The sequence below is a fragment of the Aromatoleum diolicum genome (assembly GCF_012910955.1).
Classification (GTDB): Bacteria; Pseudomonadota; Gammaproteobacteria; order Burkholderiales; family Rhodocyclaceae; genus Aromatoleum; species Aromatoleum diolicum.
Genome location: NZ_WTVQ01000026.1, coordinates 33735 through 50671 on the forward strand (window position 1 = coordinate 33735; position 16937 = coordinate 50671).

General features: G+C 62.6%; 15 protein-coding genes. 9 read left to right on the plus strand and 6 right to left on the minus strand.

The genetic code is table 11. The annotated features are described in order from the left end of the window. Positions 1-140 precede the first annotated feature (140 nt). From ftsZ to GPA25_RS15230, 3 genes are all read left to right on the plus strand, one after another. Positions 141-1277 carry a cell division protein FtsZ gene (ftsZ, locus tag GPA25_RS15220; protein ID WP_169261263.1) on the plus strand — a complete coding sequence of 379 codons (1137 nt, stop codon included), beginning with the start codon at positions 141-143 and terminating at the stop codon, positions 1275-1277. 234 nt (positions 1278-1511) lie between these two features. After that, complete coding sequence (gene lpxC / locus GPA25_RS15225) at positions 1512-2432, plus strand: UDP-3-O-acyl-N-acetylglucosamine deacetylase (protein ID WP_169261264.1); 921 nt, start codon at positions 1512-1514, stop codon at positions 2430-2432. 12 nt (positions 2433-2444) lie between these two features. Further along, entirely contained in the window at positions 2445-2633 is a 189-nt protein-coding gene (locus GPA25_RS15230) for a hypothetical protein (protein WP_169261265.1), read from the plus strand. Between the two features lie 5 nt (positions 2634-2638). On the opposite strand, the gene GPA25_RS15235 is transcribed toward GPA25_RS15230, so the two are convergent. After that, a complete protein-coding gene (locus GPA25_RS15235) occupies positions 2639-3169 on the minus strand; it encodes a DciA family protein (protein WP_343034951.1) in 531 nt (176 codons plus the stop codon). A 93-nt stretch (positions 3170-3262) separates the two neighbouring features. Here GPA25_RS15235 and secA point away from each other — a divergent pair, with 93 nt between their 5' ends. The 3 genes from secA (at position 3263) to argJ (ending at position 8966) form a co-directional block, all read left to right on the plus strand. Beyond that, positions 3263-5992 carry a preprotein translocase subunit SecA gene (secA, locus tag GPA25_RS15240; protein ID WP_169261266.1) on the plus strand — a complete coding sequence of 910 codons (2730 nt, stop codon included), beginning with the start codon at positions 3263-3265 and terminating at the stop codon, positions 5990-5992. Between the two features lie 88 nt (positions 5993-6080). Beyond that, positions 6081-7634: an HDOD domain-containing protein gene (locus tag GPA25_RS15245; RefSeq protein WP_169261267.1), complete on the plus strand. Its 1554-nt coding sequence runs from the start codon at positions 6081-6083 to the stop codon at positions 7632-7634. A 93-nt stretch (positions 7635-7727) separates the two neighbouring features. Further along, positions 7728-8966, plus strand: coding sequence for a bifunctional glutamate N-acetyltransferase/amino-acid acetyltransferase ArgJ (gene argJ / locus GPA25_RS15250; protein WP_169261268.1), 1239 nt, complete (start codon positions 7728-7730; stop codon positions 8964-8966). A 99-nt stretch (positions 8967-9065) separates the two neighbouring features. Here the strand turns inward: argJ and GPA25_RS15255 are convergent, their stop codons facing one another. From GPA25_RS15255 to GPA25_RS15265, 3 genes are all read right to left on the minus strand, one after another. Continuing rightward, on the minus strand, positions 9066-9818 hold the full coding sequence (locus GPA25_RS15255) for an amino acid ABC transporter ATP-binding protein (RefSeq protein WP_169261293.1): 753 nt from the start codon (positions 9816-9818) through the stop codon (positions 9066-9068). 4 nt (positions 9819-9822) lie between these two features. Next, on the minus strand, positions 9823-10476 hold the full coding sequence (locus tag GPA25_RS15260; protein WP_169261269.1) for an amino acid ABC transporter permease: 654 nt from the start codon (positions 10474-10476) through the stop codon (positions 9823-9825). A gap of 111 nt (positions 10477-10587) precedes the next feature. Further along, positions 10588-11277: an amino acid ABC transporter substrate-binding protein gene (locus GPA25_RS15265; protein ID WP_343034952.1), complete on the minus strand. Its 690-nt coding sequence runs from the start codon at positions 11275-11277 to the stop codon at positions 10588-10590. 310 nt (positions 11278-11587) lie between these two features. Here GPA25_RS15265 and GPA25_RS15270 point away from each other — a divergent pair, with 310 nt between their 5' ends. After that, positions 11588-12436, plus strand: a complete 849-nt coding sequence (locus tag GPA25_RS15270; RefSeq protein ID WP_425486397.1) for an SIR2 family NAD-dependent protein deacylase — start codon at positions 11588-11590, stop codon at positions 12434-12436. Positions 12437-12579: 143 nt separating this feature from the next. On the opposite strand, the gene GPA25_RS15275 is transcribed toward GPA25_RS15270, so the two are convergent. Then, entirely contained in the window at positions 12580-13197 is a 618-nt protein-coding gene (locus tag GPA25_RS15275; RefSeq protein ID WP_169261271.1) for a response regulator transcription factor, read from the minus strand. Between the two features lie 171 nt (positions 13198-13368). On the opposite strand from GPA25_RS15275, the gene GPA25_RS15280 reads away from it, so the two are divergent. Then, the gene (locus GPA25_RS15280) at positions 13369-14964 is read left to right on the plus strand and encodes a PAS domain-containing sensor histidine kinase (protein WP_169261272.1); all 1596 of its coding nucleotides are present in this window, start codon (positions 13369-13371) and stop codon (positions 14962-14964) included. Positions 14965-14995: 31 nt separating this feature from the next. Here GPA25_RS15280 and apaG read toward each other — a convergent pair whose 3' ends face one another. Further along, positions 14996-15379, minus strand: coding sequence for a Co2+/Mg2+ efflux protein ApaG (gene apaG, locus GPA25_RS15285; protein ID WP_169261273.1), 384 nt, complete (start codon positions 15377-15379; stop codon positions 14996-14998). Positions 15380-15516: 137 nt separating this feature from the next. On the opposite strand from apaG, the gene purB reads away from it, so the two are divergent. Continuing rightward, entirely contained in the window at positions 15517-16884 is a 1368-nt protein-coding gene (gene purB, locus GPA25_RS15290; protein WP_169261274.1) for an adenylosuccinate lyase, read from the plus strand. Positions 16885-16937: the final 53 nt, after the last annotated feature.

The following is a 16937-nucleotide window of genomic DNA, read 5'->3' on the forward strand; positions in this document are numbered from 1 at the left end:
ATGGCGCGGTTGTTCAGCCAAATTGAATGAGTGGTTGTGCTGAATCCCTTATTTAGTTGTAGACTTCAAAGTTATTACTAAATATAGGCTTGGCGGCTGCTTGGTGCATGGTATGGGTTGTTTCCCAGGAGGCGAGGCAAATGTTTGAAATCGTTGAGAAGGAGCAGACTGGCACGATCATCAAGGTGGTCGGTGTCGGTGGGGCTGGCGGCAATGCCGTCGATCACATGATCCGTGAAGGGGTGCAGGGCGTACAGTTCATCGTCGCCAACACCGACGCGCAGGCGCTCAGTCGCTGCCTCGCGCCGAACAAGATCCAGCTCGGCAGCTCGGGGCTGGGCGCGGGCTCCAAGCCCGAAGCGGGCCGTGCCGCGGCGCAGGATTCGCGCGAAGCGATCGCAGCAATGCTCGACGGCGCCCACATGTGCTTCATCACCGGCGGCATGGGGGGCGGCACCGGCACTGGCGCGGCTCCGGTGGTGGCCGAGATCGCCAAGGAAATGGGCATTCTGACGGTTGCCGTGGTGACCAAGCCGTTCGACTTCGAAAACCGCCTGCGCGTGGCCGAGAGCGGCGTCGAGGAACTGACCCGTTACGTCGATTCGCTGATCATCGTCCTCAACGACAAGCTGCTTGAAGTGTACGGCGACGACGCCGGCTTCGAGGAATGTTTCCGCTCCGCCGACAACGTGCTGCGCAGTGCCGTTGGCGGTATCGCCGAGATCATCAACGTGCCGGGCCTGGTCAACGTCGACTTCCAGGACGTGCGCACCGCGATGGGCGAGATGGGACGCGCGATGATGGGGTCGGCCGAGGCCTCGGGCATGGACCGCGCCCGCATCGCTGCCGAGCAGGCCGCGGTGAGCCCGCTGCTGGAAGGCACCGAACTGTCCGGCGCACGCTGCGTGCTGATCAACATCACCGCCAGTCGTTCGCTGAAGATGTCCGAAGTGCGCGACGCCGTGAAGACCGTGCAGGCTTTCGCCGCGCCCGAAGCCTTCGTCAAGTACGGCACCGTGTTCGACGAATCGATGGAGGACCGCGTGCGCGTCACCGTCGTCGCCACCGGACTGGGTGTGCCGCGTTCCGCGCGCCAGCCGGTGATGCAGGTCGTTCAGGGGACCGGCACCTATGGCCCGTCCATGGGTATCGACATGAACAACCTGGATGTGCCCGCAGTGATGCGCAGCGGTCGCCGCACCGCCGTCGAAGCGATGAGTGCCAACGGCATGGGTACCTACGACATCCCGGCCTTCCTGCGAAAACAGGCCGACTGAGCGTAAATCTCCTCGCCCCAAAACGGGCGCCCGATGCAGACCGTCGCCTCCGGTCGGCATCGGGCGCCCGTCATTTTTTTGCCCAGCCGAACGGCCTTCCTCAATGCCGTCACGATTCGTTCAGCGCCCGGCGCACGGGTGACAATTGTCTGTTGCATGTTGCGCTGCAACCCCAGGTGCTCCGGTGCGTCCCGGGTGCGTGTTAAACTGTTGCCCTGAAACGGGAAGTTAACAATGATCAGGCAGCGTACCCTCAAATCGATCGTCAAGGCCACGGGCGTGGGTCTGCACGGCGGACGCAAGGTCCAGCTCGTGCTGCGTCCGGCTGCGCCGGATACGGGCATCGTGTTTCACCGCGTCGATCTCGACCCGCCGGTCGATCTGCCGTCCGATCCCTATTCCGTGTGCGACACGCGCATGTGTTCGGGCTTGGAACGGGGTGGTGCCAAGGTGGGTACGGTCGAGCACCTGATGTCTGCGCTCGCCGGGCTGGGGATCGACAATCTGCACGTCGACGTCGATGCACCGGAGATTCCGATCCTTGACGGCAGCTCGGGGCCCTTCGTGTTCCTGCTGCAGTCGGCCGGCATCGAGGAGCAGAAGGCGCCGAAGCGCTTTCTGCGGGTCAAGAAGGCGGTCGAATACCGTGAGGACGACAAGTGGGTGCGGCTGGAGCCCTATGACGGTTTTCGCCTGAGTTTTTCGATCGTGTTCAATCACCCGGCGATCGACAAGACCTCGACCAGTGTCACCGTGGATTTTGCCGAGCAGTCCTACGTGCGGGACGTGGCTCGTGCGCGCACCTTCGGCTTCATGCAGGATGTCGAGTTCATGCGCGCCAACGGCCTCGCGCTGGGCGGCAGCCTCGATAACGCCATCGTGATGGACGAGTATCGCGTCCTCAACACCGAAGGGCTGCGTTATGTGGATGAGTTCGTCAAGCACAAGGTGCTCGACGCGATCGGCGATCTCTATCTATGCGGTCATCCACTGCTTGCCAGCTATAGCGCGCACAAGGCCGGCCATGCCCTCAACAACCAGGTACTGCGCGTGCTGCTCGAAGACCAGTCGGCATGGGAAATCGTGACGTTCGAGCAATCAGCCGAGACCCCGGCGGCGGTGAGCCACCAGTTCGATCTGGTCGCTGCGACCTGAGCGATACCGGTCATGGTGGTGATCCGCCTGTTCGCAATTCTGGCGCTGATCGGCGTCGGTGGATCGCTCGTCGCGTGGATGCTGACCGGCAATCCGCGGTATCGCCGCTGGGCATGGAATTTCTTCCGCTCCGGGCTCGTGATCGTCTTTGTCTTTCTCGCGCTGTTCGCCCTCGAGCGCGTGTTTGTCCCGTTCGCATAGGGCGTTCAACTGCGACGGCTGCGTTGGACGAGTCGCTCGAGTGACTCACGCAGTGGCGATCCCTCCGGTAGCGTCGAACTGAATTCCGTCAGGCTCTGGCTGCCCGCCTCGGACAAGGTACGCTGAGTCGGCGCAGGCGCGGCTTCGTGTTCCTCAATGACTTTCACCTTGACCTGAATCGTCTTGATCAGCAGCCCTGCTGCGGCGAACTGCTGGACCAGACTGGGCGCAATCTGCTTCAGGCGGGCGGCCACCGCGCCGCCGTGCGCCAGTAGCACCAGCGTGTCGCCCTTGAAATTGGCAACCGAACAGGCCGCTGTCAGCGCAGGGGGCAGGTGCTGTTCGAGCAGGTTCTGCAGCCGCATCAGGCGTCCGGCGTGGTCCTTCAGCCGCGCGAGCGCATCGCCGGTGCCGAGGTAACGCTGAATAAGCTGGGTCATCGTCTTGCCTGATTCGGGTTGCAGTGTCTGATGGTAGGTGTCGTCGGGTGGCGCGGCAAGCCCTTGCCGATTGCGTGCGGTCTTTTTGTCGTCCACATCTCGCCCATCTCCATGCAGCATCCGGTTCGGGTGCTTGCGGCCAGCATGCTAAACTCCTGCCTTTGCCGAATCGACCGACCAAACACCCTCATGATTTCCGGCCTGCTCAAGAAAATTTTCGGTAGTCGCAACGACCGCCTGATCCGCCAATACTCCCAGACCATTCGCGCGATCAATGCGCTGGAGCCGGAAATTTCCGTGCTTTCAGACGAGGGACTGCGCGGCAAGACCGTCGAATTCAAGGAGCGCGCCGCGGGCGGCGAGTCTCTCGATAGCCTCCTCCCGGAAGCGTTCGCCGTGGTGCGCGAAGCGGCCAAGCGCGTGCACAACATGCGCCATTTCGATGTGCAGCTGATCGGCGGCATGGTGCTGCACAATGGCAAGATCTCGGAGATGCGCACTGGCGAAGGCAAGACGCTGGTGGCGACGCTGCCGGCCTATCTGAATGCGCTGACGGGCAAGGGCGTGCACGTCATCACGGTGAACGATTACCTCGCCAGCCGCGACGCGGACTGGATGGGGCGCATCTATGGCTTCCTCGGGCTGACCACCGGCTGCAACCTGTCGCGCATGGCGCACGACGAGAAGCAGGCAGCCTACGGGGCGGACATCACCTACGGCACCAATAATGAATTCGGCTTCGACTATCTGCGCGACAACATGGTGTATTCGCTCGGCGAGCGGGTTCAGCGTGGCTTGAACTTCGCCATCGTCGATGAGGTCGATTCGATCCTGATCGACGAGGCGCGTACCCCGCTGATCATCTCCGGCCAGGCCGAAGACCATACCGAGCTGTATCTGAAGCTCAACCAGGTCGCGCCGATGCTGACGCAACAGGAAGGCGAAGGGGACGACGTCACCAAGCCGGGTGATTTCACGCTGGATCTCAAGGCGCGCCAGGTGCTGCTCACCGAGCAGGGGCACGAGAACGCCGAGCAGATCCTCACCCGCATGGGGCTGCTGGCCGAAGGGACCAGCCTGTACGATCCGGGCAACATCCTGCTCGTACATCACCTGTATGCGGCGCTGCGCGCACATGCACTGTATTTCAAGGATCAGCAATACGTCGTACAGAACAACGAGGTGGTGATCGTCGACGAATTCACCGGCCGCCTGATGGCCGGGCGGCGCTGGTCGGATGGCCTGCACCAGGCGGTCGAAGCCAAGGAGGGCGTGCGCATCCAAGCGGAGAACCAGACGCTGGCGTCGATCACCTTCCAGAATTACTTCCGCATGTACGGCAAGCTCGCCGGCATGACCGGCACCGCGGACACCGAGGCCTTCGAGTTCCACTCGATCTACGGCCTGGAAACGGTGGTGGTGCCGACCAACCGGCCGATGTTGCGCAAGGACGAGAACGACAAGGTCTACCGCACGGCGAAGGAAAAGTGGGATGCGGTGACCGCCGACATCCGTGCGTGCGTCGAGCGCGGCCAACCGGTTCTGGTCGGCACGACCTCGATCGAGATCAACGAATTCCTGTCGGCCGAACTGAACCGCGTCAAGCTGCCGCACCAGGTGCTGAACGCCAAGCAACACGAGCACGAAGCGGAGATCGTAGCCCAGGCCGGCCGTCCGGGCGTGATCACGATCGCCACCAACATGGCGGGTCGTGGTACCGACATCGTGCTCGGTGGCAGCATCGAAAGGCAGGTCGCGGCGATTCGCGACGACGAGACGCTCACTGCCGGACAGCGGGATGAGCGCATCACCGCGATGCGCGACGAGTGGAAGACGGTGCATGAGCGGGTCCTGGCCTCGGGCGGCCTGCACATCATCGGCACCGAGCGTCACGAATCGCGCCGCATCGACAACCAGCTGCGCGGACGCGCCGGGCGGCAGGGCGATCCGGGCAGTTCGCGCTTTTATCTGTCGCTCGAAGATCCGCTGATGAAAATCTTCGCCGGCGAGCGCCTGAACGCGATCATGGTGCGCCTGAAAATGCCCGAGGGCGAGGCGATCGAGCACTCGATGGTGACGCGTTCGCTCGAATCGGCGCAGCGCAAGGTCGAGCAACGCAACTTCGACATCCGCAAGCAGTTGCTCGAATACGACGACGTTGCAAACGACCAGCGCAAGGTGATCTACCAGCAGCGCAACGAGCTGCTGGAGAGCGAGGATATTTCCGAGACCATCCATGCCATGCGCCAGGGGGTGCTGCACGATGCGTTCCGCTTGTACGTGCCCGTCGACAGTGTCGAGGAGCAGTGGGATATCCCCAGCCTCGAAACTGCGCTTGCGGCGGAGTTCCAGTTGCGCCTGCCGGTCGGTGAATGGATCAGGGCCGAGGCGAACCTCGACGACGAAGCGATCCTCAAGCGCATCCTGACGGCCGCCGACGAGGCATACGCGGCCAAGACCGCACAGGTGGATGGCGACGCGTGGCACAAATTCGAGCGCGACGTGATGTTGCAGAGCCTCGATACGCATTGGCGCGAACATCTGGCGGCGCTGGACCATCTGCGCCAGGGAATCCACCTGCGTGGTTACGCACAGAAGAATCCCAAGCAGGAGTACAAGCGCGAAGCGTTCGAGTTGTTCGAAGCCCTGCTCGACACGGTGCGCAGCGACGTATCCAAGCTGCTGATGACGGTCCAGGTTCGCACCGAAGCGCAGCTTGAGGCAGCTGAAGTGCCGCCGGAGCTGGACAACATTCAGTACCACCATGCCGATTACGACGAGGCGCTGGGTGCGGCAGCCGCGGCGGAGCAGGATGGCGGTGTGGCCGTTGCGAATGTCGGACCGAAGGTGGGGCGCAACGATCCATGCCCCTGCGGTTCCGGCAAGAAGTACAAGCACTGCCATGGCAGACTGAGTTAAGGCGCAATGCGCAGCGAAAAACTCCGCCAGCAAGATGCGAACGGCCCCTTGTGGGCCGTTTGCGGGTCTGCATCAAGGGATTCGGGATATGGCGAAACCCATTGATCCGGCCGCGCGGCGCGCGCCAGCGGGGTCGGCACTGTTCCCGGAGCTGGAGCTCGGCGTGCCGGGCGAAGCGCCTGCTCCCGGTACGCGTGAGCCGCGGGCGCTGGGCGAGTGGGTCGCGCATATTCGCGATCAGGAAATGCCCGCATTGGGCGCCACGGTTGCGCTGATTCACTCCGTCACCGAAGATGACAAGGCGTCTACCGGTCGTCTGGCGCAGGCGATCCTGCAAGACGCGGCGATGACCGCGAAGGTGCTCAAGCTTGCCAACAGCGCGCTGTATAACCCGGCACGACACGGTATCAGCACCATCAGCCGCGCGATCGTGGTGCTGGGCTTCAATGCGGTGGCGGAAATTGCCGTCGCAATCCGGGTGATCGATGCATTGCTCGCGGGTGGCGTGCGTCAGCGCGTGGTGACTGAAATGGCGCGAGGTTTCCACGCTGCGGTGCAGGCACGCTCGCTGTCGGTGATGCGACACGATGGACGCAGCGAAGAAGTGTTCATCGCTGCGCTGCTGTCACGCGTCGGCGAAATGGCGTTCTGGTGCTTTGGCGGCACGCAGGCTCAGCGTCTCGATGCGGAACTGAATGCCGGCGGGCAGACTGCCGAAGAAGCACAGATGAGTGTGCTGGGCTTCCGCTTGCGGCAATTGTCGCTGGGCCTCGCACGCGAGTGGAAGCTTGGCCCATTGCTTCAGTCGGTGCTCGAGGGCAGCAGTCGCGTGGCGCCGACCGAGCAGGCGATCCTGTATGGCCAGCGACTTGCTGCAGAAGCCGAAAATGGCTGGGATGCCCCCGGTACCTGCAAGTTGATCGGCGAACTGGCTACCTTTGTCGGGGTGTCACCGGAAGCGCTGCGTGAGGATCTGGCCGCCAACAGTGTCGAAGCTGCACGTATTGCCGGCTATTTCGGTGGCGCGGAAGCCGGGCGTCAAATTCCGCTGGCCGGGCCGGCAGCCGAGTTGGACGTCGAGGAGGTGGAGCCCGTCCTCGTGGAGGACTTGCTCGAGCCGGACCCGCAACTGCAGCTCAAGATCCTGCGTGAAATTTCCGGGCGCATCGCAGCCGGGGCCAATCTCAATGAAATCCTGCAACTGGTGCTCGAAGGCATCTACCGTGGCGTCGGTTTCGACCGGGTGCTGTTCGGGTTGCTGTCGCAGAACCGCCTGCAACTGATCGGCAAGACTGCGCTGGGGACGGGCGCCGAGGCGCTACGCCAGCGCTTCATCTTTTCGCTCGATCAGACTCCCGGTGATCTGTTCAACGAGTTTTTCCGCCATCCGCGCGCGCTGCGTTTCGAGCCGGGGCGCAATCCACCCGGGTTGCGCATCGATCGTCTGCAATTGGTTACCAACGCGAGCCTTGCGTGCGTTGCCCCCATCCTGGTGCAGGGGCGGCCGATCGGCCTTTTCTATGCGGATCGGCTCAACCCCGCGCGTGGCATCGATGACGAGACTTTCGAGGCTTTCCAGTTGTTTGCCCAGCAGGTATCGCTGGCGGTGACCGCCGCTTCGTCATCCCGCCGCAGTCAGTGAGCCGGGGCGCTTGCGCGCACTCGAATCGAATACCCCGCTCAACGAACCCTAGATGGCCCGCGTGGCCCTTACCCTGTCTAATGGAGAACTGCCATGTCCGTTAATCTCTCCACCCCGCAGCCCTCGGCGCTGAATCCGGTTCCCGGCGTGCGCCTGGGCGTTGCCGAAGCGGCAATCCGCAAACTCAACCGGCGCGACCTCACGCTGATCGAAGTGGCGCCGGGCAGCCGCGTGTCAGGAGTATTCACGCTCAATCGCTTCTGCGCGGCACCGGTGCAAGTGTGCAAACAGCATTTGCCGGGCGGCGATATCCGCGCGCTGGTGATCAACACCGGCGTTGCGAATGCCGGCACGGGGCAGGACGGGCTCGAAAACGCCAATACGACGTGCGCTGCAGTGGCGCGTCTGCTGGGTATTGACCCCGCGCAAGTCCTGCCGTTCTCGACCGGGGTGATCCTCGAGCCGCTGCCGGTCGAGCGCCTCGTTGCCGGTTTGCCGGCCGCCCACGCGAATCTGCGTGCCGATGGCTGGTTCGACGCGGCTCACGCGATCATGACGACCGATACGCTGGCGAAGGCGGTGTCGCGCCAGGTCGAGATTGGCGGACGCATGATTACGCTGACCGGCATCAGCAAGGGGGCCGGCATGATCAAGCCGAACATGGCGACGATGCTCGGTTTCCTCGCGTGCGATGCCGCGATTGTCCAGCCGCTGCTCGATTCGCTGGCGAAGGAGGCCGCAGACCTGTCATTCAACAGCATCACCATCGACGGCGACACTTCGACCAACGACTCCTTTATTGTCATCGCGACGGGCCAGGCCGGCAACGCCGAGATCAATGATCCGCAAAGTGCCGATTACCGGACGCTGCGCGATGCAGTGGTCGACGTTTCGATCCGCCTGGCGCAGGCCATTGTGCGTGATGGCGAGGGGGCGACGAAGTTCATGACCATCGCCGTCGAGGGGGGGGCGGATCGCAGCGAGTGCCGCAAGGTTGGCTACGCAATCGGTCAGTCGCCGCTGGTGAAGACGGCATTTTTCGCGTCGGACCCCAACCTCGGCCGCATCCTGGCCGCGATCGGTTACGCCGGCATCGACGACCTCGATGTCGGCCGCCTGCGCGTGTGGCTGGGCAGCGCGAGCGAGGAGGTGATGGTCGCCGAGCATGGCGGTCGTGCCGCGAGCTACAGCGAGGAGGATGGGGCACGGGTGATGCAGGAAGCGGAAATCACCGTGCGCGTCGACCTCGGCCGCGGCGAGGCGCAGGCCACGGTGTGGACCTGCGATTTTTCCTACGACTATGTGAAAATCAACGCCGACTACCGCAGCTAAGCGACCGGAGTCATCCGATGTCGTTCTGAATGACCCGGTAAATCAATGATTTACTGGGTTTTTTTGTGCCTGTAGGGGGCTGTTCGGCGTCCGCGCCGCTTACAACACGTTCTCCAGAAACGCGCGAGTCCTCGGGTGCTCAGGGGTGGCAAAGAATTCCGCAGCCGGGCGTGCCTCGATGATTTCACCGTGGTCCATGAAGACCACGCGGCTCGCCACCTCGCGTGCGAAGGCCATCTCGTGCGTCACGACCAGCATCGTCATGTGCTCGTCCGCGAGTTGACGCATGGTGCGCAGCACTTCTCCGGTGAGTTCGGGGTCAAGTGCCGAGGTGGGTTCGTCGAACAACATGATGTCCGGCTCCATCGCCAGTGCCCGGGCGATCGCGACACGCTGCTTCTGCCCGCCGGACAGCCGTGACGGGTAACTGTCACGTTTCTCCAGCAGTCCGACCTTGCGAAGCAGTTCTTCCGCTTTCGGAATGATCGCCTCGCGCCGCATGCCTTTGACGGTGATGGGCGCTTCGATGATGTTCTGCAACACCGTCAGGTGCGGAAACAGGTTGAATTGCTGGAATACCATGCCCATTTTGCGGCAGATGCGGCGCACCTCGGCGTCGGGTACGTAGTGGCAGGCACCTTCGGCGCTGGTGGTTACCATCGTCTCGCCTTCGATGTCGATGCGGCCCTGATCGATGGTTTCCAGGTGATTGAGGCAACGCAGGAAGGTGCTCTTACCCGAGCCCGAGGGGCCGATGACGGCGATCACCTCGCCCTTGCGCATCTGCAGGGATACGCCCTTGAGCACCGCCACCGCACCGAAGCGCTTGTGGATGTTTTCGGCGTGGATCATCGGATCATTCATCGTAGACGGCATACCGTTTCTCCAGACGCTGGAAGCCCCAGGTCAGTATCAAGGTCATGGCCAGGTAGAAGGCGGCGGCGACTACGAAAGGCGTGATGGTGAAGTCGCGCTGGACGATGCTGCGTGCGGCGCGCAACAGGTCGTTGAGAGCGAGCACATAGATCAGGGAGGTGTCCTTGACCAGCGTGATGGTTTCGTTGCTCGTTGGCGGCAGGATGCGTTTGATGACCTGCGGTAGCACGATGCGGCGCATGGTTTGCGCGTAGGAGAGGCCGAGTACTCTGGCGCCTTCGTACTGTCCGCGGTCGATGGACTGAATGCCGGCGCGGAAGATTTCAGCAAAATAGGCCGCGTAGTTGAGTGCGAAGGCCACCACTGCCGCAGGGAAATCCGGCAGCTTGATACCGATGATCGGCACGAAGGGCAGGGCGAAATAGATGAACAGCAGCTGCAGCATCAGCGGTGTGCCGCGCATCAGCCAGATGTAGCCATTGACCAGGCCGGCGATCACGCGGAAACGCGAAATGCGCAGCAAGGCAAGGCACAGCCCGAGCGGAACGGATAGCGCGATGGTCACGAAGAACATCTTCAGCGTGACCGTCGTTCCCTCCAGTAGTGGGCCGAGAATGTCGATTACATAATTCATGCGACCTGCCTCACAACCGGCGGCGGCTAGCTGCCGGCCGATCCGGCTGGAACAAGATGTTCAGTGAAAGCGCCGGCGACGCGTCGCCCGGCGGGTGACGGGGGGCAGGTCTTACTTGACGATATCCTTGCCGAACCACTGTGTGGAGATGCGGGCGGCGGTGCCGTCCTGCTTCATCTCGTCCATGGCTTTTTGCAGCCTGGCGAGAAGTTCGGTGTCGTCCTTGCGCGTGCCGACACCGTATTCTTCGGTGCCGAAATTTTCGTCCAGCACAAGGTACTCGCCGGGCTTCTTGGCCGTGTAGTAGCGACCGACCACCTCATCGACCACCAGGGCGTCGAGCCGGCCCGTTGTCAGGTCCATCAGCGCGGTGACGTTGTCAGCGAACTTCTTCAGTTCCTTGATCGACTTTGCCGCCGCATCCTTTTGCACGGCATCAACGGCACTGCTGCCGTCCTGCACGCCAACGACCTTGCCGGCGAGATCGGCCTTGGTCTTGATCGGCGAGCTGGCGACGACCACGACGATCTGGCGATTTTCCATGTAGGGCGCGGTGAAGCCGATGTTCTGCTTGCGCTCTTCGGTAATCGTCAGGCCGTTCCACAGCGCATCCACGCGCTTGCCGTTCAGTTCGGCTTCCTTGGCGCTCCAGTCGATCGGCTTGAATTCCACTTCGGCGCCCAGACGCTTGGCGGCTTCCCTGGCGAGGTCGATATCGAACCCGACGAGCTGGTTCTGCGCGTCGCGGAAACCCATCTGCGGGAAGTTGTCGTCCAGGCCAACGACGATCTTGCTCGCCACCCCGACGGGTGCGGGTGTGGCTTCGGGTTTGGCAGGCTGGGCGCTGTCGTTCTTTCCGCAACCCGACAGCAGTGCGCCCGCCGTCAAGGACATCATCAGTATCGTCGTCAGTTTTTTCATGTCAGTAGTCGCCGGTATATGGCTAAATGGATCGAAAACCGCATTCCAGAACCTGTTTGGTCGTGGATGCAGCAACGCGGGCGTGATTGTCACCTCGAACATCCTGGCGGGCAACCCGAAGTGCGTTGCGTGTTCCGACTCCAGCGCGGTGCGGGTTGCGAAGCTTGGCAGAGGAAATATCGTGAGTCAGATCCCGGGCAGTCTCGATTCATCCGAACAGTTCGCGCGCTGCGCCAGGCTCATTGGCGCCGCGGACGGGTTGCTGATCACCGCTGGCGCGGGGCTGGGCGTGGATTCCGGACTGCCCGACTTTCGCGGCAGTGAAGGCATGTGGCGAGCGTATCCGGCGCTCGGGCAGGCGCGCATGCACTTCCAGGACATTGCGAACCCGTCCGCATTTGTGCGCAATCCCCGCCTGGCCTGGGGCTTTTACGGCCACAGGCTGAAGATGTACCGCGAAACCGAACCCGGGCCGGCATTTCGGGTATTGCAGGAAATCGCACGCCACCTGCCCGAAGCTGCGTTCGTCTTCACCAGCAATGTCGACGGTCACTTCCAGAAGGCAGGTTTCGACCCGCTGCGGGTGTGCGAGTGCCACGGGTCGATTCATTACCTGCAATGCGCCGACGGCTGCATGAATGACGTCTGGTCTGCGGATAAATTTTCGCCTGAGATCGACGAGGACTCTTGCCTGCTCATCGGTGATTTGCCGGGCTGTCCGTGGTGCAAGCGGCTGGCGCGACCGAACATTCTGATGTTTGGTGACTGGGGGTGGATCGACGCACGTACGCGTGAGCAACGTTCACGGCTGGACGTTTGGCGTGCCAAGGTGGATCGCCTGCTCGTGCTCGAGATCGGGGCCGGAACCGGCGTTCCGACAGTGCGGTTGTTCGGCGAGTCCCAGGGGTGTCCGATCATCCGTATCAATACTAGCGAGGCGAAAACCGCTGCCGATTTCGGGATATCCCTGCGGATGTCCGCGACCGAAGCGATGCACGGCATTGCTGCGGCGCTGCGGGATACGGGTTTTCTGGAGTGATCGTAGCGGCTCGCGACTGTCCTGCGGTTTCTCGCGCGAGCGTCGATTGTCCGAGCTGAATGGCGCAGCAAAGGTGCTGCCCCAAACGGCGTATTTGGCGGCGTACGGGAATCGCAGCGATGTGTGTTCCTGCTGCCGAGTCTTCAGGGGCCTGTGTTGTGCGCGAGGGCAACCGCCACCAGTTCGGCTACCGAGCGGGTGCCGGACTTCTGCATGATGTTCGCGCGATGAGTTTCGACCGTACGTTCGCTGATCCCGAGCTCGCTCGCGATGGTCTTATTGCGTCTTCCCGCGACAATGCCGTCGAGCACCTCGCGCTCGCGGGGCGTCAGTGTACGCAGCCATGCCGCATTAGCCGCGCACCCGCCCGCGGCTCGCCCCGAGAACGTCCTCAGTGCATCCTGGGCGCGCTCGATGAGATGCTGGATATCGAACGGTTTTTCGAGAAAATCGAAGGCGCCGAGCCGCATCGCGCTCACCGCAGTCGGCACGTCGGCAAACCCCGTAAGGAAGATTACCGGCACCTGCGGGTGTGCCGCGCGCAACCAATCGTGGACTTCGCATCCAGTAACTCGCGGCATGCACAGATCCAGCAGTACACACGTCGCCCCGACGGGCCGCCACGTTTGCATGAAGCGTTCCCCGCATGGAAACGCGTCGGCATTCACGCCCACACTGGTAAACACTTCAACTAGAAAACGGCGTACCTGCTCGTCGTCGTCAACAATACAAACCGATCCACTCGGGGTTGTTGTATGCATGCGTGATCAGTTCGGTAAATTATAAGAAATTGTAACGGCTATCCATGGAGATGCGCGGACGCTTCGGCTCCCCGGCATGGTAAATCGCACACGCGCGATTACTCTGATATCGAAGTGGCTGGAGATGCTATGCAAAACATATAATCACGAAAATGCTCCAATGCGACCAAGATGACTACTGAGCTGCAGTTCCTGCGCGAGGCACGAGACCGGGGTGACCTGGGGCCGTTGTTCGACGCGATGCTCGAAGGGATGGTTGTGCGTGACGGCGAGGGATGCATCCTGGCGTCGAATCGTGCGGCGAAGAAGATTCTTGGTCTGTCGGCCGCGGAGCTCAAGGGCCGCAGTCTCACAAGCCTGCCATTCGAATATGTGCGCGAGGACGGCTCCCCGCTCCCCGTCGAGGAACATCCGGCTCTGTTTACGCTGCGTACGGGGGAGCCGCAAACGGCCGTGGTGATGGGCATTTTGCACCCGGGGCGCGAGACCGTGTGGATCCAGGCCAATAGTCAGCCGCTGCTGGACGGCACGGGAAAGGTCGCTGCCGTGGTAACCAGCTTTGCCGACATCACGCCGATCAAGCGGGCAGAAGAGGCGTTGCGTGCGAGTGAGGCGCGCAACCGCACGCTGGCGGAAGCGATTGCCCAGTCGGGCTGCTCGGTCATCATCACCGACCGCAGGGGGCGCATCGAATATGTAAATCCGGCCTGCTGCAAGGCCTATGGCTATTCCGAAGCCGAACTGCTTGGTGCCAATCCGAGCATCTTCAAGTCCGGCGAGACGACGCCGGAAGAATACGCGACGTTGTGGCGAACGATCCTATCCGGGCAGACCTGGCGTGGCGAGCTATCGAATCGTAGTCGGGACGGACGGCTGATCCGCGAGGCGGTGGCGGTGTCGCCGGTGCGCGACGAGCACGGCGAAGTGCGCCACTTCGTGGCGCTCAAGGAAGACATCACGCAGTTGCGCGAGGAGGAGCGGCGCCGTCATGCATTGTTCGAGCGCGTTGCGCGGCTGGAACGCATGGAACTCGTCGCAACCCTCGCCGGCGGGATCGCACATGATTTCAATAATGTGCTGGTGGCGGTCCTGGGATATTCCGAGCTCGCGGAAGGCTTGCTCAAGCAGGACGGACGCCTGCCGCGCGTGATCCACTACATCGAGGAAATCCGCATCGCCGGTGCGCGGGCACGTGAACTCATCCAGCAACTACTCAACTTCAGCCGAGGCGGTGCCGTGCAGCCGCGTCTCACGCGGCTCGACGACATCGGGCGCGAGGCGGTGGGGCTGTTGCGCGCGACACTGCCGGATACGGTTGCGGTGGTGGCCGACATCGATGCCTCGTTGCCGCCCTTGTCGATCGACCCCGCGCATGTGCATCAGATCATGCTGAATCTGTTGATCAATGCGCGCGACGCGGTCAATGGCAAGGGCACGATCAGTTTGTCGGCGCGCCGTGTGTTCTTCGATCGGACGCAGTCATGCGCTTCATGTCGCCGCGATTTCTCCGGTGAGTATGTCGCCATCACCGTTCGCGACGATGGTGCCGGCATCGCGCCGGAGCACCGCGAACGCTTGTTTGAGCCATTCTTCACGACGAAGGACGTGGGGCGTGGTACCGGCATGGGCCTCGCGGTGGTCCACGGCATGGCCCATCTTTACGACGGTCACGTTCATCTGGAGTCAGCGACGGGCAAGGGAACAGCGGTGCAGGTGCTGTTGCCCGCCGACCTGATGCAGGGCAAGGTCCTGGCACCTGTCCCGTGACAGGCACGCGTGCCGAGCCAGCAAGAACCGCTCAGTGCAACACGCGCGGCATTGCGAGCACGAAGGGCGGGATCTCGGCGTCGAAACGCTGACCGTCCTCGGCGACCATCTGGTAACTGCCCTGCATGGTACCCACCGGCGTTTCGAGCACCGAACCGCTCGAGTAAGTGAACTGCTGGCCCGGCGCCAGCAGCGGTTGCTCGCCGATCACACCAAGGCCACGGACTTCCTGAACCTTGCCGGCACCGTCGGTGATGATCCAGTGACGGCTGATGAGTTGTGCCGTCGCGCTGCCGGTGTTGGTTAGGGTGATGTGGTACGCGAAGACGTAGCGATCTTCGTCCGGATCCGATTGCCCGGGGACGAATTCGGCGACGGCCTCGACTTTGATACGGTATTTCTCCGATTCGCTCATTGCCTGGTCTCTCTGTTGCGGGGCTTGCGGCATGCCTCTACGAACGCGGCAGGAAGGGGCGCTGCGGTGAACCGTTGGCAAACGCTCGATGGCGGCCCCAAGAAGGTAAAATAACACTTTTGTCCGGAAATTCCCTTATGTCCGTTTCGCCCCTGACCGCTCTTTCTCCGCTCGACGGCCGTTACCATGAAAAGGTGGCGGGACTGCGCGAGCATTTTTCCGAGCATGGCCTGATCCGCAACCGTGTCCGCGTCGAAATTGCCTGGCTCAAGGCGCTTGCCGCCGAGCCCCGGCTGGCCGAGATCGCACCGTTTTCGGCGGCGACCGTGGCCGAGTTGGATCAGGTGGTGGCGAACTTTTCGCCGGCCGACAGTGCCGCGGTGAAAGCCATCGAGGCGACCACCAATCACGACGTCAAAGCGATGGAGTACTGGCTCAAGGAGCGTCTTGGTCACAACGCCGAAGTGACCAAGGTGTCGGAGTTCATCCACTTCGCGTGCACCTCGGAAGACATCAACAACACCTCGCACGCGCTGATGCTGCGCGAAGGACGCGATGCGGTGTTGCTGCCCGCGCTGGACAAGGTGATTGCACGTTTCCGCGCGCTTGCGCACCAGCTGGCCGATCTGCCGATGCTGTCGCGTACCCACGGCCAGCCGGCGAGCCCGACGACGCTCGGCAAGGAGATGGCCAACATCGCTGCGCGGCTGATCCGCGCACGCGCTGCGATTGCTGCGGTGTCGCTGACGGCCAAGTTCAACGGTGCAGTCGGCAACTACAACGCGCACCTGTCGGCGTGGGACGATTTCGACTGGGAAGGTTTCAACGGCAGCTTCATCGAATCGCTGGGGCTGGAGTTCAACCATTACACGATCCAGATCGAGCCGCACGATGCCATGGCCGAGCTGTTCGACGCGATGGCGCGCACCAACACCATCCTGATCGACGCCTGCCGCGACCTTTGGATGTACATCTCGTTCGGCTACTTCAAGCAGAAGCTGAAGGAGGGCGAGGTCGGTTCGTCGACGATGCCGCACAAGGTCAATCCGATCGACTTCGAGAACGCCGAAGGCAACCTCGGCATCGCCAACGGCGTATTGCGCCACTTCTCCGAGAAGCTGCCGGTGTCGCGCATGCAGCGTGACCTGACCGATTCGACGGTGCTGCGAAATATGGGCGTGGGCTTTGGTCACATGGTGCTGGCGCTGGATTCCTGCCTGCGGGGCCTCAACAAGCTCGAGTCCGATCCCGCGCGCCTGGCGGCCGATCTCGACGGTGCCTGGGAAGTGCTCGCGGAGCCGGTGCAGACGGTGATGCGCCGTTTCGGCATCGAGAACCCGTACGAGCAGCTCAAGGCGATGACGCGCGGCAAGGGCATCACGCGCGAGGCGCTGCAGGAATTCATCCGCAGCCTGGCGATTCCCGAAGCCGATCGCCTGCGCCTGCTCGACATGACGCCGGCCAGCTATACCGGCAAGGCCGCAGAACTGGCCAAGCGTATCTGAAGGCAGGGCGTCCCCGCCCGCGCGTTAGTCTGATTCAATCCAGACGCCACCTT